The organism is Enterobacter sp. JH25, from assembly GCF_021725435.1.
GTDB lineage: Bacteria > Pseudomonadota > Gammaproteobacteria > Enterobacterales > Enterobacteriaceae > Enterobacter > Enterobacter intestinihominis.
This window is the reverse complement of sequence record NZ_CP091319.1, coordinates 1092601-1114605: the sequence shown is the minus strand read 5'-3', so window position 1 is coordinate 1114605 and position 22005 is coordinate 1092601. Positions and strand designations below refer to the sequence as shown.

Genomic DNA, 22005 nt, shown 5'->3' with positions numbered 1-22005 from the left:
GCTCACAGGCTGACGCTACGCGCCGGCGTAATGGCACCGTAGTCATTCACACTCTGCCAGGAGAGCGTGCCGCTCGCTGCGGCAGGCAGCACCTGCTGCGCCGAGCTTTTCGGAGCAACCATCAGATTCTCCAGCGTCTGACCGCCGAGCTTCAGATTGACCAGCGTGACGTAATACGGCGAGGCATTGCTCACCTTAAGATGGTTGCCGACGCGCTCAAAACGCAGCTGTGAGAGCGCCTCTTCCGGCGGCATCGCCAGGTTAGCCGGGCGAACAAACAGCTTGATGCGTGACAGAATGGCCAGTTGCAGGACGTTGTTGCCGTCCTGATGTTTTTTGCTGACGGAGGGAATCGCTTTGACGTTCATGTAAAAGAGTGATTCGCGATCGGCAGGCAGCGCCGGGCCTGCGTAGATAATGCGCAGGGTGTTTTCGCTGGCCGGCTCGCTGACAAACAGCGGCGGCGTGACGGCAAAGGTTTTTTCCTTTTGCCCGTTGGCATTTTCTATCCACGCGTTAATTAAATAGCGCTCTTGTTTATTGCTGTTGGTGATCGCCAGCGACGTTTGTTTTGCATCGGCCGGATAAATAACGCGCGTCGCGCCCAGCGCAATTCCGCCGGATGCATTCGCGCTGGCAGAAACCATCATCAAAATAAAAGTTAAAAACAGTCCAGGTTTAATCAGGGTGTTCATCACAACCGTACCTTTAATAATTAGTTCGCAGGCGTCAGGGATAAATCAACGTAAACCAGACATTCGACTGAATAGTGCCTGGTACAAGGTGTTCGGAAATAGCGCGGTAGCGGGCGCTGAAATGAAATACCAGCTCGCGGGTGTTAATGGGTAACCAGCTCACTGCCGTCGCGTTCGGGATGATCTGACGTTGCTGTTCGTCAAAAAGCGCCAGTCCGACACCGCTGCTGACCGCATTTTCCCCCGGCCGCGATGTCGCCAGGAAAACCTGCGGGTCTTCTGCCGGTGTCACTCCCTGGAACTGGATCCCCACGGTGCGGGAGACGTCCACGCTGCAATCCAGCAGACGTACGGTGAAAGGCACATTAACCGTGGAAAAGCTGCCGACGCCGGAAAAGGCGTTTGTGCGGTATTGCCCCATATCCACGCGCATATTCTGGCTGTCCGGGGCCACGGCGCAGCCGCCGTTAACCAGCTCTCCCCTGAGGTGTACTTTGCCGCCGTCTATGACAACGGTATGTGCGTTTACCGCTGAGGCAATCGCAAGGGCACACAGCAGTATCCCAGTCCTTGTCATCCTTCGCTCCCGGTATAGGCGATCAAAAGACCTCTTCCCTGAGGCCAGCCACATCCCTGTACTCAGGCATTACTCGTATTTCATTACGAATGTTGCGTCCGCGTTTGCCTGGCCTGGCGCGGTGGTCGCCGCCGTGGCTTTATAGCGCGCGGTGAAGTTCAGGGTGTTAGTCCCTTCAATCAGGTTCTGCGCCGCAGAGAAGGTTGCACCGTCCGGGGTCAGCGTGGAGGATTTGCTGTCGAGGATCTCAATGCCTACGCCCTTCGCGGAGTTGTCGTTGTTACCGGAGCTTACCGCCAGCAGCGTTTTGTCGGTGGCGTCGATCTGGCCGGTAAACGCGACAGCAGCGGTTTTCGCTACCGCAGGATCGCAGTCGTTCAGTTCGATGGTGAAGGGAATATTGGAGGTGGTGTCACCCACTTTAGTGAATTTCGCGGTACGGTACTGGCCGAGATTAACCGTCTGCTCTGAAGAGTCAGTATTCACTGAACACGCGGCATTCACTAATTCACCTTTAAAATGCACCGTACCACCGTTTACAGATACAGGTGCTACCGGATCTTCTGCGTGAGCGGCACCCGCGACCAGGGCCAGAGTTGCAATAACAGTAGAAGCAATGTTGCTGAGTTTCATGTCTATTCCTTTAAAATGTAAATAACCCTTCCCGCGCATATTCGGGAATAAGAAATACGTTCAATTAAAAAATTGAAGGCTTATTTCGGAGAGGACAAAGTAGCTCAGGAATCTATTTTGTAATATGTCAAAACGCTGCCATTTTGCCAGGTCACATCCTAATCGCCTCTAAGAAATTGACCATGCCCTGAGAAGGGGTTTTGCGGGCCATCGATGAAATCTCGTAAAGGGTGACTGACAGCGGCGCTCGCTTCTGACAAAATACAGGTAATCCCCCCTTTCTAACGTTACAGACGGAATCTTCTCTCTGATGGCAGCAAAGATTATTGACGGTAAAACGATTGCGCAGCAGGTGCGCTCTGAGGTTGCGGAAAAAGTGAAGGCGCGTATAGCCGCCGGAAAACGCGCCCCAGGGCTGGCCGTTGTGCTGGTTGGCAGCAACCCGGCTTCGCAAATTTATGTCGGCAGCAAACGCAAAGCGTGTGAAGAGGTGGGGTTCGTCTCCCGCTCTTACGATCTGCCGGAAACCACCAGCGAAGCAGAACTGCTGGAACTGATTGACACCCTGAATGCCGATAAAGAGATCGACGGCATTCTGGTTCAACTGCCGCTGCCTGCGGGCATCGACAACGTGAAGGTGCTGGAGCGTATCGCGCCGGACAAAGACGTTGACGGTTTCCATCCGTATAACGTGGGCCGCCTGTGCCAGCGCGCGCCGCGCCTGCGTCCGTGCACCCCGCGCGGCATCGTGACGCTGCTGGAGCGTTATAACATCGACACCTATGGCCTGAACGCCGTGGTGATTGGCGCCTCCAACATCGTGGGCCGCCCGATGAGCATGGAGCTGCTGCTGGCGGGCTGCACCACCACCGTCACCCACCGCTTCACCAAAAACCTGCGTCATCACGTCGAAAACGCCGATCTGCTGATCGTTGCGGTCGGCAAGCCGGGCTTTATTCCGGGCGAGTGGATCAAAGAGGGCGCAATCGTCGTGGACGTGGGTATTAACCGTCTGGAAAACGGCAAAGTGGTCGGCGACGTGGTGTATGAAGATGCCGCAGCGCGCGCATCCTATATTACTCCGGTCCCGGGCGGCGTAGGCCCGATGACGGTCGCAACACTGATTCAGAATACCTTGCAGGCGTGCGAGGAGTATCACGACGTAGAGGACGCGTAATCATGGCAACTTTTTCTTTAGGTAAACATCCGCACGTTGAGCTGTGCGATCTGCTGAAGCTGGAAGGCTGGAGCGAAAGCGGTGCGCAGGCGAAAATCGTCATCGCCGACGGGCAGGTAAAAGTAGACGGCACGGTGGAAACCCGCAAGCGCTGCAAAATTGTCGCGGGCCAGACCGTGAGCTTTGCAGGTCAGAGCGTGACCGTGACGGCCTGAGCTGTCTGATGCCCGGTGGCGCTGCGCTTACCGGGCCTACGTACTGTCTCCGTTTGTAGGCCGGGTAAGGCGAAGCCGCCACCCGGCAATTTCTCTCACAATCCCCTCACACCCATCGCGGTTAATTATCGATCAACTTCAAATAATCACTATTCCCTCTGGCGAAACGTGAAAATTATGTTGCGCGATTTTCAGACTTTCCCCACGATAAGTAGAACGTTCTACTAAAACGTTCTACTTACAATAACAGCGCGAAAAAGCGCTACTCGGGGGGAAATCAGCATGAGTCTGATATCAGGGTTTGTTAAATCGCTGTCTAAGTTATCGATGATTGGTCGCGCCTTAATGCTGCCAATTTCACTGCTTCCCGCTGCGGGCCTGCTGCTGGCCTTCGGCGATAAGTTCCACCTGCCGCTGATGATGAACGCCGGCGGGGTTATCTTTGATAACCTGCCGATGCTGTTCGCCATCGGCTCTGCCGTCGGTCTGGCTTCGGAATCCGGCATTGCGGCACTCTCTGCGGCGGTCTCGGTGTTTGTCACCAACATCACCATCAGCACCGTGCTGAGCATTACGCCGGAAATGGCCTCCCAGGGCGGGAAATACGCCATGGTCGTCGGCATTCCGACATTGCAAATGGGCGTCTTTGGCGGCCTGATCTGCGGTATTCTCGCGGCCTGGTGCTACAACCGCTTCCACACCATGCAGCTGCCGGAATTCCTCGGCTTCTTCTCCGGGAAGCGTTTTGTGGCGATTGCGACGGCATTTCTGTCGTTCCTGCTCGGCCTGCTGTTGCCGTACGTGTGGCAGCATATTCAGTCCGGGATCGACGCCCTGTCCGTGGTGGTGAACGGCGATAACCAGGCGGCCTCGACCTTTATCTTCGGGCTGGTGGAGCGCGCGTTGATCCCGCTCGGCCTGCACCACATCTGGTATCCCTCCTTCTGGTATTCGTTCGGGGATTACACTACCCAGGCGGGTCAGGTGATCCACGGCGACCAGACCATCTGGTTCAAGATGCTCGAAGAGGGGGTGAAATCCTTCAGCAGCGATACCTACCAGAACGCCGGGAAATTCATGCAGGGCGAGTTCCCGCTGATGCTGTTCGCGCTGCCTGCGGCGTGCCTTGCGATGTACCATGAAGCGCATACGAAGAATAAGAAAATCGCGGCCGGTATTCTCTTCTCCGCGGCCCTCACCTGCTTCCTGACGGGCATCACCGAGCCGGTAGAGTTCACCTTTATCTTCGTGGCGCCGATCCTTTACGTCTTCAACGCCATCATGGCGGGCCTGGCGTACATGACCATGTACCTGCTGCATGCGCACATCGCCAAGTCGTTCTCGGCGGGCTTTATCGACTACCTGTCGTTCGGGATCCTGCCGTCGTTTAACGGCTATCAGACCAACTTCCTGAGCGCCATTATCATCGGTATCCCAATGGCCTTGATTTACTATTTCACCTTCCGCTTCGTGATCCGCCGTTTCGACGTGAAAACGCCGGGCCGCACCGAAGTGACCGCCAGCGCGAATGACAAGTCCGATTCCGAACTTGCAACCGAAATCATCGGCCTGCTGGGCGGTGCGCAGAACATTGATTCTGTCGGCTCCTGCATCACGCGTTTGCGTCTGGAAGTGGCGAAGAGCGAAGCGGTGGACCGGGACGGGCTGAACGGGCTGGGCGCGCGCGGCGTGGTGTTTGTTGGCGACAACGGGATACAGGTGATTTTCGGGGCCAGAGCACAGTTTATCGCCCAGACCATGTCCACGATGATTGGCAAATAATAAGATGCCTGAAGGAGGCGTCTCCTGTACGCTGGGGTACGCCTCTTATCTGGCTGATAATCGGTAAATTTCAGGGAGCGGTTTTGAAGAAAGTCAGCATTATTGATGTTGCAAAGCATGCGGGCGTGTCGGTTTCTACCGTGTCGCTGGTGCTGCGCCAGAAAGGGAAGATCTCAGAGGCGACGATCGGGAAGGTCAATGCCGCCATCACAACGCTGGGCTATGTTCATAACGTCGCCGCTGCCAACCTTCGCGCCAACACCTCCAATTTAATCGGCCTGATCCTGCGGGACTTCAGCGACAGCTTTTCCATCAAAGTGATGGCGAGCATCGTTCAGGAGCTGGAGAAACAGGGTTATATGGTTTTTCTCGGTCAGCCGCTGAACGACGACGAACATCTTGAGCGTACTCTGCTCTCATTTAAGCAGCAGGGCGTGGCGGGCGTCATCTATCTGGCGTCGGACACCCGCGCCGCCTCTCTCCCGGAACACATTCGCCAATGCCCGCTGCCGCTTGTGGCGGTTTCGCAGTCGTTGCTGGAAGAGAAATGCAACCTGGTGATGCGCGATAACCGCCAGGCGGCGAACCTGGCCGCGCGTTATCTTATCGAGCGCGGGCACCGCACCATCGCCTACATTGGCGGGCGCGACGGGTGCCGTATTCGCGAGCAGCGCCTGCTCGGTTTTCGCAGCGCGATGACGCAGAACGGCCTGGTCTGGCGTGAGGAATATTCTCCCGCCTGCACCGATGATACGCAGGCGGCGGCCATGGCGACTCGCCAGCTGCTGGAGAAGAACAACACGATTACCGCCCTGCTCTGCCATTCGCCGGACGCGATGATCGGTTCGATCTCCGGCATTCACCAGGTGGGGCGCACGGTGGGCAAAGACGTGTTTTTAACCCAGCAGGTGGCGCTGATTGGCTTTGAAGATATGCTCCACGTAAACCTCACGTCGCCGTCACTGACTTACGTTTCGTCTGCCAGCGAAGAGACCGGCCGCCAGGCGGCAGGGCTGATGATCCGCAGGCTGAAGGAGCCGGATCTGCAAACGCAGCGTATTACCCTCTCCGGCCAGCTTATCGCGCGGGATTCGGCGTAAATTCAGAATTTAGCATGGGTCTTATAGCGCGAGATGACTGCTATATTTCCATGATTTGCCATGGATAAATGTCATGCCTACCGTTATCACCCACGCTGCCGTACCTCTGTGTCTGGGCTTAGGGCTCGGAGCCAAAGTCATCCCACCCCGCCTGCTGTTTGCCGGGATCGTCCTCGCCATGCTGCCTGACGCTGACGTACTGGCGTTTAAATTCGGTGTCGCCTACGGGAATATTTTCGGCCACCGCGGTTTCACTCATTCGCTGCTGTTTGCCTTTGTAGTGCCCATACTTTGCGTGCTGGCTGGGCGTCGATGGTTCCGGGCCAGCCTGTCGCGCTGCTGGCTGTTTTTAACCGTGTCGCTGCTGTCGCACAGCCTGCTGGATTCGATTACCACCGGCGGGAAAGGCGTCGGCTGGCTGTGGCCCTGGTCAGATGAGCGCTTCTTTGCACCGTGGCAGGTGATTAAGGTCGCGCCGTTTGCACTGTCGCGCTATACCACGCCGTACGGGCATCAGGTGATTATCTCGGAACTGCTGTGGGTGTGGCTGCCGGGAATCGTGCTGATAGGAGTATTATGGTGGAAGAAGAGAAGGTAAAAAAAAACCGGGTGGCGGCTACGCCTTACCCGGCCTACTTTCACCTGTAGGCCCGGTAAGCGTAAGCGCCACCGGGCATTACGGACTTACTTACGACGCCAGGTGGTGCCCTGCGGGCCATCTTCCAGAATAATACCCATCTCGGTCAGACGGTTACGCGCCGCATCCGCCGCCGCCCAGTCTTTCGCCTGACGCGCTTCCAGACGCGCTTTAATCAGTGCTTCAATTTCCGCTACTTCACCGTCGTCCGCCTGCGCGCCGCTTTGCAGGAACACGTCCGGCTCCTGCTCCAGCAGGCCGAGCACGGAAGAGAGCTTACGCAGATGAGACGCCAGCGCATTCGCCGCCGCCATATCTTCTGACTTCAGGCGATTCACCTCACGCGCCATGTCGAACAGCACGGAGTAGGCTTCCGGCGTGTTGAAGTCGTCGTTCATGACCTCAACGAAGCGGGCTTCGAACGCCTCGCCGCCAGCGGCCGGAACAGACCTGTCGGTGCCGCGCAGTGCGGTATACAGACGCTCCAGCGCAGCGCGCGCCTGCTTCAGGTTCTCTTCGCTGTAGTTCAGCTGGCTGCGATAGTGGCCGGACATCAGGAAGTAGCGCACGGTTTCCGCGTCGTAATACTTCAGCACGTCGCGCACGGTGAAGAAGTTACCCAGCGATTTCGACATCTTCTCGCGGTCAACCATCACCATCCCGGAGTGCATCCAGTAGTTCACGTACTCGCCGCCGTGAGCACAGGTGGACTGCGCGATTTCATTTTCGTGGTGCGGGAACATCAGATCCGAACCGCCGCCGTGGATGTCGAAATGGTTGCCCAGCTGTTTGCAGTTCATCGCGGAACATTCAATGTGCCAGCCCGGACGCCCTTCGCCCCACGGGGATGGCCAGCTCGGTTCGCCCGCTTTGGACATCTTCCACAGCACGAAGTCCATCGGATTACGCTTCACGTCAACCACGTCCACGCGTGCACCGGCCTGGAGCTGGTCCAGATCCTGGCGGGAAAGCGCACCGTAGGTTGGGTCCGTCGGCACCGAGAACATCACGTCGCCGTTGTCCGCCACATAGGCGTGACCGCGCTCGATCAGCTTTTGGGTGATCTCAATGATTTCATGAATATGGTGGGTCGCACGCGGCTCGCTATCCGGGCGCAGAATATTCAAGGCATCAAAATCCTTGTGCATTTCGGCGATCATGCGATCCACCAGCGCGACAAAGCTTTCGCCATTTTCATTAGCACGTTTAATGATTTTGTCGTCGATGTCGGTGATGTTGCGCACATACTTCAGGTTATAGCCCAGGAAGCGCAGGTAGCGGGACACCACGTCGAACGCGACAAAGGTACGGCCATGGCCGATATGACAGAGATCGTAAACCGTAATACCACACACGTACATGCCGACTTCCCCGGCATGGATAGGTTTAAATTCCTCTTTTTGGCGCGTCATTGTATTAAAGATTTTTAACATCGAAGATTCCATGTAAACACGTGTGTGGATTGTTTGTTCCTTATAATACCCATAATTCGGAGCACGGTCAGCACACAATGCAAGGTGATCGTGTCCTGTGGTTATGCTATAACAAGCCCCTATATGTGACCCGAGCACGGGTCGACGCACCACAATAACGGAACAGGATGCAAAAATGGTTACTTTCCACACTAATCATGGCGATATCGTAATCAAAACCTTTGATGACAAAGCGCCTGAAACAGTTAAAAACTTCCTGGACTACTGCCGCGAAGGTTTCTACAACAACACTATTTTCCACCGTGTGATCAACGGCTTTATGATCCAGGGCGGCGGTTTCGAGCCTGGCATGCGCCAGAAAGAGACGAAAGAAGCGATCAAAAACGAAGCGAACAACGGCCTGAAAAACACCCGCGGTACGCTGGCAATGGCCCGTACTCAGGCCCCGCACTCTGCTACCGCACAGTTCTTCATTAACGTGGCGGACAACGACTTCCTGAACTTCTCTGGCGAAAGCCTGCAAGGCTGGGGCTACTGCGTATTCGCAGAAGTGGTTGAAGGCATGGACGTGGTCGACAAGATCAAAGCCGTTTCTACTGGCCGCAGCGGTATGCACCAGGACGTTCCTAAAGAAGACGTTGTGATCACAAGCGTGACCGTCAGCGAGTAATTCGTGGCGACACTCTTTATTGCGGATCTGCATCTGCAAACAGAAGAACCGGCGATAACCGCCGGTTTTCTGCGTTTTTTACGCGGTGAAGCGAAAAGCGCCGATGCGCTGTACATTCTGGGTGACCTGTTTGAGGCCTGGATAGGCGACGACGATCCGAACCCGCTGCACCGTGAGATGGCAGCGGCCATTAAAGCGCTGGTGGATTCCGGCGTCCCCTGCTATTTCATTCACGGCAACCGTGATTTCCTGATCGGCCAGCGCTACGCCCGCGAGAGCGGCATGACGCTGCTGCCGGAAGAGCAGGTGCTTGACCTCTATGGCCGCAATATTCTGATCATGCACGGCGACACGCTCTGCACTGACGATACCGGCTACCTGGCGTTTCGCGCCAAAGTTCACACCCCGTGGATCCAAAAAGTGTTCCTCGCCCTGCCGCTGTTTATCCGCAACCGCATCGCCGCCAGAATGCGCGCGGGCAGCAAGGCCGCCAATAGCAGCAAATCGATGACCATCATGGACGTCAACCCGCAGGCGGTGGTGAACGTGATGGAGAAGCATCGCGTTCAGTGGCTGATCCACGGCCATACCCATCGTCCCGATGTGCATTCCCTTATCGCCAACGGCGAGCCCGCCCATCGCGTGGTTTTAGGCGCCTGGCACAGTGAAGGATCGATGGTCAAAGTCACGCCGGAAGGTGTGGAATTGATCGCCTTCCCGTTCTAACCCTCCTCGTTTTTTCGCCCATTTCACGACCACGCAACCGTTTTCCTTGCCGGTATTACATGCTATTCTCTGTGCCCTCGAAAGCAGTGTGTTCCGCACCACAGGAGTTTTAAGACGCATGTCTTCCCGCAATAATCCGGCGCGTGTCGCCATAGTGATGGGGTCCAAAAGCGACTGGGCTACCATGCAGTTCGCCGCCGAAATCTTTGAAATCCTGAATGTTCCGCACCACGTCGAAGTGGTTTCCGCGCACCGTACGCCGGATAAACTGTTCAGCTTCGCCGAAAGCGCCGAAGAGAACGGTTACGAGGTGATCATTGCCGGTGCGGGCGGCGCAGCACATCTGCCGGGCATGATTGCCGCCAAAACCCTGGTGCCGGTACTGGGCGTGCCGGTACAGAGCGCCGCGTTAAGCGGGGTTGATAGCCTGTACTCTATCGTCCAGATGCCGCGCGGTATCCCTGTCGGTACGCTGGCGATTGGTAAGGCGGGTGCCGCAAATGCCGCCCTGCTGGCCGCGCAGATCCTCGCGACGCATGATAAAGACTTACATCAACGCCTGGCGGAGTGGCGTAAAGCCCAGACCGACGAGGTGCTGGATAACCCGGATCCGCGGGGTGCAGCATGAAGCAGGTTTGCGTTCTTGGTAATGGTCAGCTTGGCCGGATGCTGCGTCAGGCCGGTGAGCCGCTGGGTATTGCCGTCTGGCCCGTCGGGCTGGACGCCGAGCCGGAAGCCGTGCCGTTCCATCAGAGCGTGATCACCGCCGAAATTGAACGCTGGCCGGAAACCGCCCTGACCCGCGAGCTGGCGCGCCATAACGCCTTTGTGAACCGCGACGTCTTCCCGATCATCGCCGACCGTCTCACGCAAAAGCAGCTGTTCGACAAGCTCGGCCTTGCGACCGCGTCGTGGCAGCTGTTGTCCGACAAAAGCGAGTGGAATGACGTCTTCGCCATGCTGGGCGATCTGGCGATCGTGAAGCGTCGTGTCGGCGGCTACGACGGTCGCGGGCAGTGGCGCCTGCGCGCGAACGACACCGCCGAGCTGCCGGACGACTGCTACGGCGAGTGCATCGTTGAGCAGGGCATAAACTTCAGCGGTGAAGTGTCGCTGGTGGGCGCGCGCGGGCATGACGGGCACACCGTTTTTTACCCGCTAACGCATAACCTGCATCAGGACGGGATTCTGCGCACCAGCGTCGCCTTCCCGCAGGCCAATGCTGACCAGCAGGCGCAGGCGGAAGAGATGCTCTCTGCCATCATGCATGAGCTGGGCTATGTGGGCGTAATGGCGATGGAGTGTTTCGTCACGCCATCGGGTCTGCTGATCAACGAACTTGCGCCGCGCGTGCACAACAGCGGCCACTGGACGCAAAACGGTGCCTCCATCAGCCAGTTCGAGCTGCACCTGCGCGCCATCACTGACCTGCCGCTGCCGCAGCCGGTGGTGACCAGCCCGTCGGTGATGATCAACCTGATCGGCACCGATCTGAACTACGACTGGCTGAAGCTGCCGCTGGTGCACCTGCACTGGTACGACAAAGCGGTGCGCCCGGGTCGTAAGGTCGGCCACCTGAACCTGAACGATACCGACACGGATCGCCTGAGCGCCACGCTGGAAGCGATTGTTCCCCTGCTGCCGCCAGAATACGCGAGCGGGATTGTCTGGGCGCAGTCAAAACTGAAGTAAGTAACCCCCGCCGGGGAGTTGACCTTCCCCTTCCCCGGCGTACAATTCCCGCCCATTGCTGCTTAGCTTTCTTCTGGAACCACCATGAACGATGGAACGGACTATCGCGCGATCCTCGCGTCCGATACCCCTTTAATTGACGTTCGCGCGCCGATCGAATTTGTCCAGGGTGCGATGCCCGCCGCACTCAACCTGCCCTTAATGAACGACGACGAGCGTGCCGCCGTCGGCACCTGCTATAAACGCCAGGGTCCGGACGCCGCACTGACGCTCGGCCATAGCCTGGTCAACGGCGAGACGCGAGAGGCGCGCATCAACGCCTGGCGCGAAGCCAGCCTGGCCCATCCTGAGGGCTACCTTTGCTGCGCGCGCGGTGGCCAGCGCTCACATATCTCCCAGGCCTGGCTTAAAGAGGCGGGAATCGATTATCCGCTGATCCGCGGCGGCTATAAGGCCCTGCGCCAGACGGCAATTCAGGTGACGATTGAGCAGTCACAAAAACCGATGGTGCTTATCGGTGGCTGTACCGGAAACGGCAAAACGCTGCTGGTGAAGCAGCATGCGCAGGGCATCGATCTGGAAGGGCTGGCGCACCATCGCGGCTCGTCATTTGGCCGCACGCTCACCCCGCAACTTTCTCAGGCGAGCTTCGAGAATCACCTTGCCGTCGAGCTGCTAAAAAAAGATGCCGCGCGCTGGGTGCTGGAGGATGAGGGCCGGATGATTGGCTCTAACCACCTGCCGGAGTGCCTGCGCGACCGCATGGCGGAAGCGCCTGTCGTTGTGGTCGAAGATCCGTTTGAGATCCGTCTTGAGCGGCTGCGCGAAGAGTATTTCGACCACATGTGGGCCGACTTTTCTGCCGCCTACGGTGAAGAAGCGGGCTGGAAAGCCTACAGCGAATACCTGCATCACGGCCTGTTCGCCATCCGCCGTCGTCTGGGGCTGCAACGATTCGCGGAATTTACCGCGCTATTAGATTCCGCGCTGCTGGAACAACAGCGCTCTGGAAGCACTGACGCGCACTTCAGCTGGCTTGTGCCGCTGCTGAAGGACTATTACGACCCGATGTACGGCTATCAGCTGGAGAAGAAAGCGGAGAAGATTGTTTTTCGCGGGACGTACGAAGAAATTGCCGAGTGGCTTGATCGCTGAAAAAAGCCGGGTGGCGGCTACGCCTTACCCGGCCTACGCGTGCTATTACGATCCGATGTACGGCTATCAGCTGGAGAAAAAGGCGGAGAAAATTGTATATCGCGGGACGTTTGAAGACATTGCCGAATGGCTTGATCGCTGAAAAAAGCCGGGTGGCGGCTACGCCTTACCCGGCCTACGCGTGCTTTTGTAGCCCCGGTAAGCGCAGCGCCACCGGGGAACAAACCACTCAGAAGTCGTAACGCAGACGCACCAGGTTCATGTCGCCCAGGTTGTCGGTGCTGGAGGTGAACACGTGTTCGTAATCCACGCGGAAACCGTAGTCCAGCTGGACGCTGATACCTACGCCGTTGTCGATGCGCTGGTAGTTACGGCCGTTCACGTACTCAATGCGGTCGCCCATGAAGTACGGCTGAATGGATTTCACCGCATACTGACCGACCGGGAATTTGTATCCTGCGAAGTATTCAATACCCCATGCATCACCGGCGAAGTAGTCGTTAACGGACACTTTTTTGGTGGTCATGAAGTTCTGATACCAGCCGCCGCCTGCGGAGAAGGTCCAGTTATCCGGCGTCCAGCTCAGTGCGGTGCCGAGAATGTTCTGGTCGTAGGATTTGCTGTCGCCGTTGTCCGGATTACGCATGTCCGCGCGGGTGTAGTTCCACGCTGCGCCCCAGGTCAGATCGGTGGTCAGGTGGTAATCGATACCCAGTGAACCGCCGCCTTTGCGCTTGTAGCGCAGGCCGTTGCCCGGCAGGTATTCGCTGTCTTCAAACAGGTAAGAGGCGTAGATGTCAGCATCGCCCACGGTTTTCTTGTACTTCAGCATCTGGCGTGAACGGTAAGAGCCGTCGTAGTCGCCGTTGATCCCGTTACCCGACGCCTGACCAATCATGTCGTAGTCCCAGATATCGGTTTTCGCGCCCACCACGTCATAGTACACGCTGTTCTGCTGGCCGAAGGTCAGCGTACCCCAGGTGTCGCTCTTCAGACCGGTGTAGAGCATACGGCGTGAGGTGTCGTGCGCGCCGTCGGCGTAGTGGTTATCCCAGTTAAACTGCGCCGGAATGTTCACACCCAGCTCGTAGTAGGTGATCCAGCTGATGTCATCGAACAGGTAGTAGTCTGCCGCGAAACGGAAACGGGTACCGCCGTCAAAACCGTTACGCTTGTAGCCGTTTTTGCCGTCATCACCGGTCATGTTCTGGAACTGAGGACGGATGCTGCCGCCAACGGTGAAGTTCAGACGGCTCAGCGGGTTACCCGCCTGCGGATCCTGTTTCAGAAGGGTGATTTCCGCCTGAGATGCGAAAGAAGCCAATGCCACTGCTGCGCCGATCGTTGTCGCCAGCGCTGTTTTTCTTATAGTCATTATTTTTCCTTGATAGACACGCTGCTAAATATTTAGCTGGTGAATATTAACCGGAAAAATTCGGGCTGTGTGGGCGGGTTTTTAATGTTTTGTGCTACTAAATGCATGGGTATTAACGATTTGTGCTATTAAGCGATGACACACCAGCAGAAATGCCGGTGCGTCATCATCACGCAAGTAAACTAGCTGACAAACTGGCGGAACAGCGCTTTACCTTTCAACAGCCGCGTCCCGAGCCAGCCACCGCACAGGGACAGCAGCACCGCGCCGCATACGGGCAACGTTAACCACAGCCGCCAGTCAGGCTCCCATGGAAAATCAAAGACTTTCGTCTGAAGCACCGCCAGTGCGGTTTCCGCCCCGATGGCCGCCACCAGGCCCGCCACCAGCCCGAGCAGGGCAAATTCGCTCCACAGCGTGGCGCGCAGCAGCCGTTTACTGGCCCCCAGCGTGCGGTAGACCACCAGCTCCTGATGACGCTGACGCATGCCGACCTGCACCTGCGCCAGCAGCAGCAATAGGCCGCAGACGGTCACCAGCACCACCATCACCTCCAGGGCGCGGCTCACCTGTTCCAGCACCTGCCCGACCTTTTTGAGGATCGCGCCGATATCCAGCAGGCTCACCGTCGGAAATTCCCGGTTAAGTTGCGTCAGCATGCCGTTGCCGTTTTCCCAGCGGAAGCTGGTCAGCCAGCTCTGGGGCTGTCCGTCCAGCGCGCCCGGCGGGAAGATGAAGAAGAAATTTGGCCGCAGGCTTTCCCAGTCCACTTTGCGCAGGCTGGTGACTTTGGCGGTGAAATCCTGGGTATCACCGGTAAAGGTCACGCTATCGCCGAGCTTCACGTTCAGGCGTGTCGCCAGCCCCTCCTCCATCGACACCTCCCCCGCTTTCGGCGGCCAGGTGCCGGCCACGATCGGGTTATGGTCCGGACGTTTCGCCTGCCAGGTCAGGTTGAGCTCGCGGTTGAGCGATTCATCCTTATTTCCCTCCGTCGACAGGCCGTTGATCTGCGTCAGGCGGGCGCGCACGATCGGATAGAACGATTCCGGAATAATGTGATGCTCAGACAGAAACCCCTTCAGCGGCGTCACCTGTTCGGGAGCAATGTTGATCAGGAAATAGTTCGGGCTTTCCGGCGGAAGCTGCTGCTGCCAGCGATCCAGCAGATCCCCGCGCAGCACCAGCAGAAGCGCCAGCAGCATAAACGACAGCGAAAATGCCGAGAGCTGGCTGAGGGTAGACCACGGCTGGTGCAGCAGTCGGTTAACCGCTAACCGTATGGGGAGTGATTTAACTGTCAGCTTACTCAGCACATTAAGCAGTACCCAGCCCACCACGCCGCACAGCAGCGCCAGCACCACCGCGCCCGCCAGCACCGCCCACAGCAGCGTACTGCCGCCCATCAGCCAGGCCAACAGCCCGACTGCCACCGCAATAATCACCGGCAGATAGAACTTCAGCGGCCAGACGCTGGCCACCACATCCCGGCGCAGCACGCGCAGCGGCTGGGTGGCGAGCAGCAGCCGGTAGGGGCGTAACCCCACCAGCAGGGAGATCGTCGTCATCGCGCCGATGGCCCACAGCCACGGCCAGAGGCTGGCAGGCGGCAGCGCAGCGGGCAGGACCGGTTTGAGCAGCACCATCAGTAGCTTTTCAAACAGCAGCCCTATCGCCCCGCCGGTCAGAGCCGACAGCGCCAGCACCATCAGCCACTGGCCGACAATCAGCTTGCGCAGCTGTGCCCGGCCCGCGCCGAGAGTTTTGAGGATCGCCACCAGATCGTAACGGCTGCGGCAGTAGTGCCCCATTGCCACGGCAACGGCCGCAATGGCCAGCAGCAGGGTTAACAGCGCCGACAGCAGCAGAAACTGCTGAGAACGCTCAAGGGATTTGCCGAGCGCCCCGTCATCCTGCTCCAGCCCGTACCAGCGATGTTCCGGCTTGAGCTGAGGCAGGAGCCATTTTTCATACGCCTCCAGTTGAGCAGGCGTCCCGCCAAACTTATAGCGCCATGTGACGCGGCTACCCGGCTGGACGGCGTTGGTTTTCGCCACATCAGCGGTGTTCATCAGCAGGCGCGGCGCGAGCTGGAACGGATTAAATCCGGAGTCGGGTTCCTGCACCACTTCCCCGGCAATTTTGAGGGTCGCGTCGCCGACGTCGATACTGTCGCCGGGTTTCAGGTTCAGCAGCGCCATCAGACGCGATGCCAGCAGTACCGTACCGGCCGTCGGTTTTAGCCCCGGCGGACTGGTTTGTAAATCACCATACATCGGGTAGATGTCATCCACGGCTTTTACGCTGGCAAGCTGTGGCGTGTCGCCCGCAAAGGTCATGGTCTGGAAGGTGATTTGCTCTCCCACCTTCAGCCCCTCTTTGCGCGCTTCCTCAATCCAGCCCGGCGGCACGGGGCGAGAACTTTGCAGAGCCCGGTCCCCCGCCATAAATTCCCGACTCTGCTGGCTAAGCCCTTTCTCCATACGATCGCTGACGCTGCCGAGCGCCAGCACGCAGGCCACCGCCAGGCTCAACGCCAGCCAGACAATCAGCAGCGAGGGCGAGCGCCATTCGCGCCAAAACCAGCGGGCAATCATGCTTCCTCCTGAAGAACACCGTTCACCAGCCGCAGGCGGCGGTCGCAGCGGGCGGCCAACTGCGGGTCGTGGGTAACCAGAATCAGCGTGGTGCCATGCTCGCGGTTGAGGGAAAACAGCAGATCGGCAATTTTGTCCCCGGTTTTACGGTCGAGATTGCCCGTGGGCTCATCGGCAAACAGCACTTCCGGGCGCCCGTTAAACGCCCGGGCCAGCGCCACGCGCTGCTGCTCACCGCCGGAAAGCTGCGCCGGAAGGTGGTCGAGACGTTTTCCCAGCCCCAGCTGTTCCAGCAACGCTTTGGCGTGATCGCGGCTTTCGCGGGTATTTTCACCGCGCAGCAGGCCGGGCAGCTCAACGTTTTCCAGCGCGTTGAGGGTTGGAATCAGCATGAATGACTGAAAGACAAACCCGATATGCCGGGCACGCAGCGCGGCGCGCGCCTCTTCATCAAGCGCGTGGAGGGGCTGGCCGACCAGGTTCACTTCCCCGCTGCTGCCATCGTCCAGCCCGGCGAGAATGGCCAGCAGCGTGGACTTACCGGAACCGGATTCGCCAATCAGGGCGATGGTTTCGGCACGTTTGACAACGAGTTCAACTCCGGTGAGGATGGAAAGCTCGTGTTCTCCCTGACCGACGGACTTCTTAAGACAATGAACTTCAATAATGTTTTCCGCTGGCATTTGCCCTTCCTGTTTTTGATGCTGATGACCTTCCGCGCGGCGGCTGCGGACACGTTATTGATTCTGGGCGATAGCCTGAGCGCGGGCTATCGTATGGCGGCCAGTGCGGCCTGGCCCGCCCTGCTCAATGATAAATGGCAGTCCCGGGCGTCTGTCGTTAACGGCAGCATCAGCGGCGATACGTCGCAGCAAGGCTTATCGCGCCTGCCTGCCCTGCTTAAGCAGCATCAACCGCGTTGGGTGCTGGTCGAACTGGGCGGTAATGATGGTTTGCGCGGCTTCCAGCCACAGCAAACGGAGCAAACGCTGCGGACTATTTTGCAGACCATTAAGGCTGCTAACGCCCAGCCGCTGCTGATGCAAATTCGCCTGCCCGCTAACTACGGCCGTCGGTATAATGAGGCGTTTAGCGCGATCTATCCTAAGCTTGCCAAAGAGTTTGATATTCCGCTGCTGCCATTTTTCATGGAAGAGGTCTATCTGAAACCCCAGTGGATGCAGGATGATGGCATTCACCCCAATCGCGATGCCCAGCCGTTCATTGCCGACTGGATGGCAACCCGGCTGGCTCCTTTAGTAAAACATGACTCGTCAAACAGCTGAGAACCTGACAGGTAAAGTTATGCAAAAATCGGTCTTAATAACAGGATGTTCCAGCGGAATTGGCCTTGAGAGCGCCCTTGAACTGAAACGTCAGGGGTTTTGGGTGCTGGCGGCCTGCCGCAAACCCGAAGATGTCGAACGCATGCGAGGGCTGGGATTTACCGGCATTTTGCTGGATCTCGATTCGCCAGAGAGCGTGGAGCAGGCCGCCGATGAGGTTATCGCCCTGACCAACAACCGGCTTTACGGCCTGTTCAACAATGCGGGCTATGGCGTATACGGCCCGCTACAGACCCTCTCACGGGAACAGCTGGAGCAGCAGTTCTCCGCAAACTTTTTTGGGGCGCATCAGCTCACCATGAGCCTTCTCCCCGCCATGCTGCCGCACGGCGAAGGGCGGATTGTCATGACCTCCTCGGTGATGGGCCTGATCTCCACGCCGGGACGCGGGGCTTACGCTGCCAGTAAATATGCGCTTGAAGCCTGGTCCGATGCGTTGCGCATGGAGCTGCGCCACAGCGGCATTAAGGTCAGCCTGATTGAACCGGGCCCCATCCGCACCCGCTTTACGGAAAACGTTAACCAGACGCAGGCGGACCAACCGGTCGAAAATCCCGGTATCGCGGCGCGTTTTACGCTTGGGCCAGAAGCCGTGGTTGCCAAAGTGCGCCACGCATTTGAGAGCGATACCCCTAAAATGCGCTATCCGGTGACGCTGGTGACCCATGCCGTCGGCTGGTTGAAACGCCTGCTGCCGGGGCGGATGATGGACAAAATTTTGCAGGGTTGAGTTGAAGCGATGACGCTTACCCCCATGTAAAGAGTAAACCGATAAAAGAGAATGCCGCATGTCCGTACAGAATATCGTCAACATAACTGAAGCTAACCTGCAACAGACACTCGAACAGTCAATGACTACACCGGTGCTGTTCTACTTCTGGTCTGAACGCAGCCAACACTGCCTGCAGCTGACGCCGGTCCTGGAAAGCCTTGCCGCGCAGTACAACGGTCAGTTCATTCTGGCGAAGCTGGATTGTGACGCCGAACCGATGGTGGCTTCCCAGTTTGGCCTGCGTGCGATCCCAACCGTCTACCTGTTCCAGAACGGTCAGCCGGTGGATGGCTTCCAGGGGCCGCAGCCGGAAGAGGCGATCCGCGCCCTGCTGGATAAAGTCCTGCCGCGCGAAGAAGAGCTGAAAGCGCAGGAAGCCATGGCGCTGATGCAGGAAGGCAAGTACGACGAGGCGCTGCCGCTGTTAAAAGACGCGTGGCAGCTGTCGAACCAGAACAGCCAGATTGGTCTGCTGCTGGCAGAGACCCAGATTGCGCTGCACCGCCCCGAAGACGCGGAAGCCGTGCTGAAAACGGTGCCGATGCAGGATCAGGACACCCGCTATCAGGGCCTGGTGGCGCAGATTGACCTGCTGAAACAGGCGGCGGATACCCCTGAAATTCAGCAACTTCAGCAGCAGGTTGCGGACAACCCGGCGGATGCCGCGCTGGCAAGCCAGCTGGCGCTTCAGCTTCACCAGGTGGGGCGTAATGAAGAGGCGCTGGAGCTGCTGTTTAGTCACCTTCAGAAGGACCTGGGCGCCGCAGACGGTCAGGCGCGAAAGATGTTCCAGGAGATCCTGGCCGCGCTCGGCACCGGTGACGCGCTGGCGTCTAAGTATCGTCGTCAGCTGTACGCATTGCTTTACTAACAAAAATGCCCGGTGGCGCTAACGCTTGCCGGGCCTACAAAAGCCGATATTACCCCGTCTTTTTCAACTGCGTCACCACCAGCTGGTGGCGCGCGTTGTAAAACTTCCGATAGGTCAGATAGCAGGCAATAATCGTCGACAGGCTCGCCGTAGAGAGCAGCATAAACGTCACCATAATCTGGTATTTAATCGCTTTTACCGGATCGATACCGGCAAAAATTAGCCCCGACATCATGCCCGGCAGGCTCACCAGACCCACGGTTTTGGCGGAATCCACCGTTGGGATCAGCGAAGAACGAATGCTGTCGCGGATCAACCGCGCCGAGGCCACCTTCGGTGTCGCGCCCAGGCTTAGCTTCTCCTGAAGCTGTTGCTGTTCACTGCTGAAGCGTTGCCCCAGATTGTTGTAGCATAACCCGACCGCCACCATCGCATTGCCCGCAATCATCCCGGAAATGGGGATCACCTGCATCGGCGTAAATTCTATCGAGCCGGAGAGCACCAGTACCGCCAGCGTTAACGCGGTCCCGGTGGTGATGGCAATAAACGACGAGAGGAACGCTTTATCGATGTATTTACTGCGTTTCTGCGCGTTCCATGCCGCGTTAAAGCAGATAAACAGCACCATCAACAGGGTCAGCACGGCATGATTGACGTTGAAGATGTATTTCAGCACATAGCCGACGATGATGAGCTGAATGACCGCGCGAACGATACTCCACAGAATATCTTTTTCCAGCCCCAGCTTCTCCCGGTAGCTGACCACAATCGCCACCAGCACCAGCACCATCGACAGCGCCAGCGATTCGTTGGTTATGTTATGTTCACCCACGGTGAGCCTCCTCCATTTTCCCGCCCTGCGGCCTGAGCGTGATGACATCATCCGCATGGCTAATTTCGTTTGAATCGTGCGTCACCCACAGCATGGCAATATCCTGTTCACGGACGTAGCGATGAATAATCTCATTGACGTTGCGCGTGTTAGCGTCATCCAGCGCGCTGGTGATTTCGTCCAGCAAAAGCACCTTCGGCAGGAATTGCAGGTTACGGATCAGCGAGACGCGCTGCTTTTCCCCGCCTGACAGTTCGGCAGTCGATTTGGTCAGCGTCTCCGGCGGAAGCCCAAAACGGGTCAGATCGTCCGCAAACTTTTTCGGATCGGGCGTTTGGTTGCGGATGTGCCAGGGGAAAACCAGATTGTCGTACACCGTGTCGCCAAACAGGGACGGCGTTTGCACGCAGTATGACACCTGCTGGCGATAGCTTTCCGGTGTAAGCGTGGCGATATCTTTCCCTTCAAACAGGATGGTTCCCTCCGTTGGACTCAGTAGCGAAGCCACGATTTTCAGGAGGGTGCTTTTGCCGCAGCCGGAGGGGCCGGTTATGAGTTTAAATTCGCCCGGAGAGAGACAAAAATCGACGTGCTGAAGGATGGTGTTATCACCCACACTAAAGCCAACATCCCTGATATCCAGAAGATTTTTTTTATTATTCATTCCGATTCCGTTAACCGCTGTGATAAGAACAGCCTTTAGCATAATCCTTTCCGCTACGCTGCGCGAATAGCCTTAACCTATCGCAAGTGTTAAACTTTTTGTTCGGTAATTGTCACCTCTATAACTACAGGAAGTCAGCAACATGACACATATCTTTTATGAGTTCTCTTCCCTGAAGCCTGGTGTTCCAGATGTGGAAACATTAATGGAAGTCATCAATTCTTCTGAACTCACGCGTTTTGTCATGGGTGCAGAGGTGGTCGATTTTGTTAAGAAGGCGCTCATCGTTAACACCACGATCGGAAGCTTTAAAAACTGCTATTTTGCTTTCGATGATGGGGCTTACTTTCTCGAGTTTGACGGCAAGGGTAAATCCAGACGCTTTACTGAGGTGCCGGACTGGTTCGTTTCCCCCGCGGAATTTGCCCGCTCGCAATGGCTGATTAACCATGACCTGGCCGATGTGAAGGCGACAGCGTTTATTGACGTGCTAATGTCCTACCCGCTTAAAGAGCGCCGGGCGCACTGCAATCTGCTGTTTGGTCTGGATCTGCATAAGGTCAATGTGGTTCCGGCGCCTACAGCCCCTGCCGGAAAAATGGGCAATAAAAACGGAAAAACCACCAAGCCTCGCGTCACGGATCTCGGCTCTTTTGAGCTTTTTACCGCGTTCTTTGCACGCATGAAAACCGCCGTCAATGCAAATGAGTTCCCCACCTTACAGGTGCTGACAGGCCAGAAGGATCTTGCAAAAGCGCCGCACAGCTTAAAGCAAGGGATCAGAACCTGGTTTAAGGGGATTACCGGCGATCTGCCGCCGAACAACAAACGTGTCGGAGCGGGCAATGCAGTACTGTTCTGCGCGCCCGTTCGCGAGCAGATCCAGCAGATAGAGGCCATCGGCCTGGAAAAATACTATCAGGGCTTATCGAAAGCCATCGCTGACGCCGGGGATGGGTTTATCACCGACTTCAGCTATACCTGGTCTGAAGAGTAACGCTATGCGCCCCGCTCTCCTGGCGGGGCGTTTTAATTTTACCAGTCCGGTTCCCACCT

The 22005-nt window shown here is 57.4% G+C and carries 24 protein-coding genes; 15 read left to right on the top strand and 9 right to left on the bottom strand.

Translation table 11 applies throughout. From position 1 onward, the window contains the following. Positions 1-2: 2 nt before the first annotated feature. The 3 genes from fimC to fimA all read right to left on the bottom strand — a co-directional run bounded on the left by fimC (position 3) and on the right by fimA (position 1905). On the bottom strand, positions 3-695 hold the full coding sequence (gene fimC / locus L2Y28_RS05280; protein WP_022647307.1) for a type 1 fimbria chaperone FimC: 693 nt from the start codon (positions 693-695) through the stop codon (positions 3-5). Between the two features lie 34 nt (positions 696-729). Further along, positions 730-1272, bottom strand: a complete 543-nt coding sequence (fimI, locus tag L2Y28_RS05275) for a type 1 fimbrial protein subunit FimI (protein WP_023305613.1) — start codon at positions 1270-1272, stop codon at positions 730-732. 69 nt (positions 1273-1341) lie between these two features. After that, positions 1342-1905 (bottom strand): type 1 fimbrial major subunit FimA, encoded by a 564-nt coding sequence (fimA, locus tag L2Y28_RS05270; protein ID WP_022647305.1) that lies wholly within the window; start codon positions 1903-1905, stop codon positions 1342-1344. Positions 1906-2215: 310 nt separating this feature from the next. Here fimA and folD point away from each other — a divergent pair, with 310 nt between their 5' ends. From folD to L2Y28_RS05245, 5 genes are all read left to right on the top strand, one after another. Then, positions 2216-3082 (top strand): bifunctional methylenetetrahydrofolate dehydrogenase/methenyltetrahydrofolate cyclohydrolase FolD, encoded by an 867-nt coding sequence (gene folD, locus L2Y28_RS05265; protein WP_022647304.1) that lies wholly within the window; start codon positions 2216-2218, stop codon positions 3080-3082. A 2-nt stretch (positions 3083-3084) separates the two neighbouring features. Then, positions 3085-3297, top strand: coding sequence for a ribosome-associated protein YbcJ (ybcJ, locus tag L2Y28_RS05260; protein WP_022647303.1), 213 nt, complete (start codon positions 3085-3087; stop codon positions 3295-3297). A 282-nt stretch (positions 3298-3579) separates the two neighbouring features. Further along, positions 3580-5079 carry a PTS transporter subunit EIIC gene (locus L2Y28_RS05255; protein ID WP_003858916.1) on the top strand — a complete coding sequence of 500 codons (1500 nt, stop codon included), beginning with the start codon at positions 3580-3582 and terminating at the stop codon, positions 5077-5079. 83 nt (positions 5080-5162) lie between these two features. Beyond that, a complete protein-coding gene (gene malI / locus L2Y28_RS05250) occupies positions 5163-6179 on the top strand; it encodes a Mal regulon transcriptional regulator MalI (RefSeq protein WP_022647302.1) in 1017 nt (338 codons plus the stop codon). A gap of 73 nt (positions 6180-6252) precedes the next feature. Beyond that, positions 6253-6777: a metal-dependent hydrolase gene (locus tag L2Y28_RS05245; protein ID WP_022647301.1), complete on the top strand. Its 525-nt coding sequence runs from the start codon at positions 6253-6255 to the stop codon at positions 6775-6777. Positions 6778-6863: 86 nt separating this feature from the next. On the opposite strand, the gene cysS is transcribed toward L2Y28_RS05245, so the two are convergent. Next, positions 6864-8249, bottom strand: coding sequence for a cysteine--tRNA ligase (gene cysS, locus L2Y28_RS05240; protein ID WP_022647300.1), 1386 nt, complete (start codon positions 8247-8249; stop codon positions 6864-6866). Between the two features lie 175 nt (positions 8250-8424). Between cysS and ppiB the strand changes: the two genes are divergently transcribed. From ppiB to L2Y28_RS05210, 6 genes are all read left to right on the top strand, one after another. Continuing rightward, positions 8425-8919 (top strand): peptidylprolyl isomerase B, encoded by a 495-nt coding sequence (ppiB, locus tag L2Y28_RS05235; protein WP_000256009.1) that lies wholly within the window; start codon positions 8425-8427, stop codon positions 8917-8919. Between the two features lie 3 nt (positions 8920-8922). Next, on the top strand, positions 8923-9645 hold the full coding sequence (lpxH, locus tag L2Y28_RS05230; RefSeq protein ID WP_022647299.1) for a UDP-2,3-diacylglucosamine diphosphatase: 723 nt from the start codon (positions 8923-8925) through the stop codon (positions 9643-9645). 118 nt (positions 9646-9763) lie between these two features. Then, the gene (gene purE, locus L2Y28_RS05225; RefSeq protein ID WP_006809824.1) at positions 9764-10273 is read left to right on the top strand and encodes a 5-(carboxyamino)imidazole ribonucleotide mutase; all 510 of its coding nucleotides are present in this window, start codon (positions 9764-9766) and stop codon (positions 10271-10273) included. Then, on the top strand, positions 10270-11337 hold the full coding sequence (purK, locus tag L2Y28_RS05220; RefSeq protein ID WP_022647298.1) for a 5-(carboxyamino)imidazole ribonucleotide synthase: 1068 nt from the start codon (positions 10270-10272) through the stop codon (positions 11335-11337). The genes purE and purK overlap by 4 nt, the downstream gene beginning before the upstream one ends. 84 nt (positions 11338-11421) lie before the next feature. Beyond that, positions 11422-12492, top strand: coding sequence for a tRNA 2-selenouridine(34) synthase MnmH (mnmH, locus tag L2Y28_RS05215; protein ID WP_022647297.1), 1071 nt, complete (start codon positions 11422-11424; stop codon positions 12490-12492). Then, entirely contained in the window at positions 12482-12634 is a 153-nt protein-coding gene (locus tag L2Y28_RS05210) for a hypothetical protein (RefSeq protein WP_154816810.1), read from the top strand. Before mnmH ends, L2Y28_RS05210 begins: the two co-directional genes overlap by 11 nt. A gap of 87 nt (positions 12635-12721) precedes the next feature. Here L2Y28_RS05210 and L2Y28_RS05205 read toward each other — a convergent pair whose 3' ends face one another. The 3 genes from L2Y28_RS05205 to ybbA form a co-directional block, all read right to left on the bottom strand. After that, positions 12722-13867, bottom strand: a complete 1146-nt coding sequence (locus L2Y28_RS05205) for a porin (protein ID WP_022647296.1) — start codon at positions 13865-13867, stop codon at positions 12722-12724. A 182-nt stretch (positions 13868-14049) separates the two neighbouring features. After that, on the bottom strand, positions 14050-16464 hold the full coding sequence (gene ybbP, locus L2Y28_RS05200; RefSeq protein WP_022647295.1) for a putative ABC transporter permease subunit YbbP: 2415 nt from the start codon (positions 16462-16464) through the stop codon (positions 14050-14052). Continuing rightward, positions 16461-17147 carry a putative ABC transporter ATP-binding protein YbbA gene (gene ybbA, locus L2Y28_RS05195; RefSeq protein WP_022647294.1) on the bottom strand — a complete coding sequence of 229 codons (687 nt, stop codon included), beginning with the start codon at positions 17145-17147 and terminating at the stop codon, positions 16461-16463. The genes ybbP and ybbA overlap by 4 nt, the downstream gene beginning before the upstream one ends. On the opposite strand from ybbA, the gene tesA reads away from it, so the two are divergent. From tesA to L2Y28_RS05180, 3 genes are read left to right on the top strand one after another with little or no spacing between them, the layout of a single operon-like run. Beyond that, a complete protein-coding gene (gene tesA / locus L2Y28_RS05190; RefSeq protein ID WP_003858933.1) occupies positions 17118-17750 on the top strand; it encodes a multifunctional acyl-CoA thioesterase I/protease I/lysophospholipase L1 in 633 nt (210 codons plus the stop codon). The two genes, ybbA and tesA, sit on opposite strands and share 30 nt — an antisense overlap. After that, the gene (locus L2Y28_RS05185; protein ID WP_088263180.1) at positions 17731-18540 is read left to right on the top strand and encodes an SDR family oxidoreductase; all 810 of its coding nucleotides are present in this window, start codon (positions 17731-17733) and stop codon (positions 18538-18540) included. Before tesA ends, L2Y28_RS05185 begins: the two co-directional genes overlap by 20 nt. Before the next feature lie 58 nt (positions 18541-18598). Then, on the top strand, positions 18599-19453 hold the full coding sequence (locus L2Y28_RS05180; RefSeq protein WP_022647291.1) for a co-chaperone YbbN: 855 nt from the start codon (positions 18599-18601) through the stop codon (positions 19451-19453). 49 nt (positions 19454-19502) lie between these two features. Here the strand turns inward: L2Y28_RS05180 and fetB are convergent, their stop codons facing one another. Together fetB and fetA are read right to left on the bottom strand one after the other, a co-directional pair. Next, complete coding sequence (fetB, locus tag L2Y28_RS05175) at positions 19503-20285, bottom strand: iron export ABC transporter permease subunit FetB (RefSeq protein WP_022647290.1); 783 nt, start codon at positions 20283-20285, stop codon at positions 19503-19505. Beyond that, entirely contained in the window at positions 20278-20949 is a 672-nt protein-coding gene (fetA, locus tag L2Y28_RS05170) for an iron ABC transporter ATP-binding protein FetA (protein WP_022647289.1), read from the bottom strand. Before fetA ends, fetB begins: the two co-directional genes overlap by 8 nt. A 142-nt stretch (positions 20950-21091) precedes the next feature. Between fetA and L2Y28_RS05165 the strand changes: the two genes are divergently transcribed. Continuing rightward, complete coding sequence (locus L2Y28_RS05165; RefSeq protein WP_022647288.1) at positions 21092-21946, top strand: hypothetical protein; 855 nt, start codon at positions 21092-21094, stop codon at positions 21944-21946. Positions 21947-22005 lie beyond the last annotated feature (59 nt).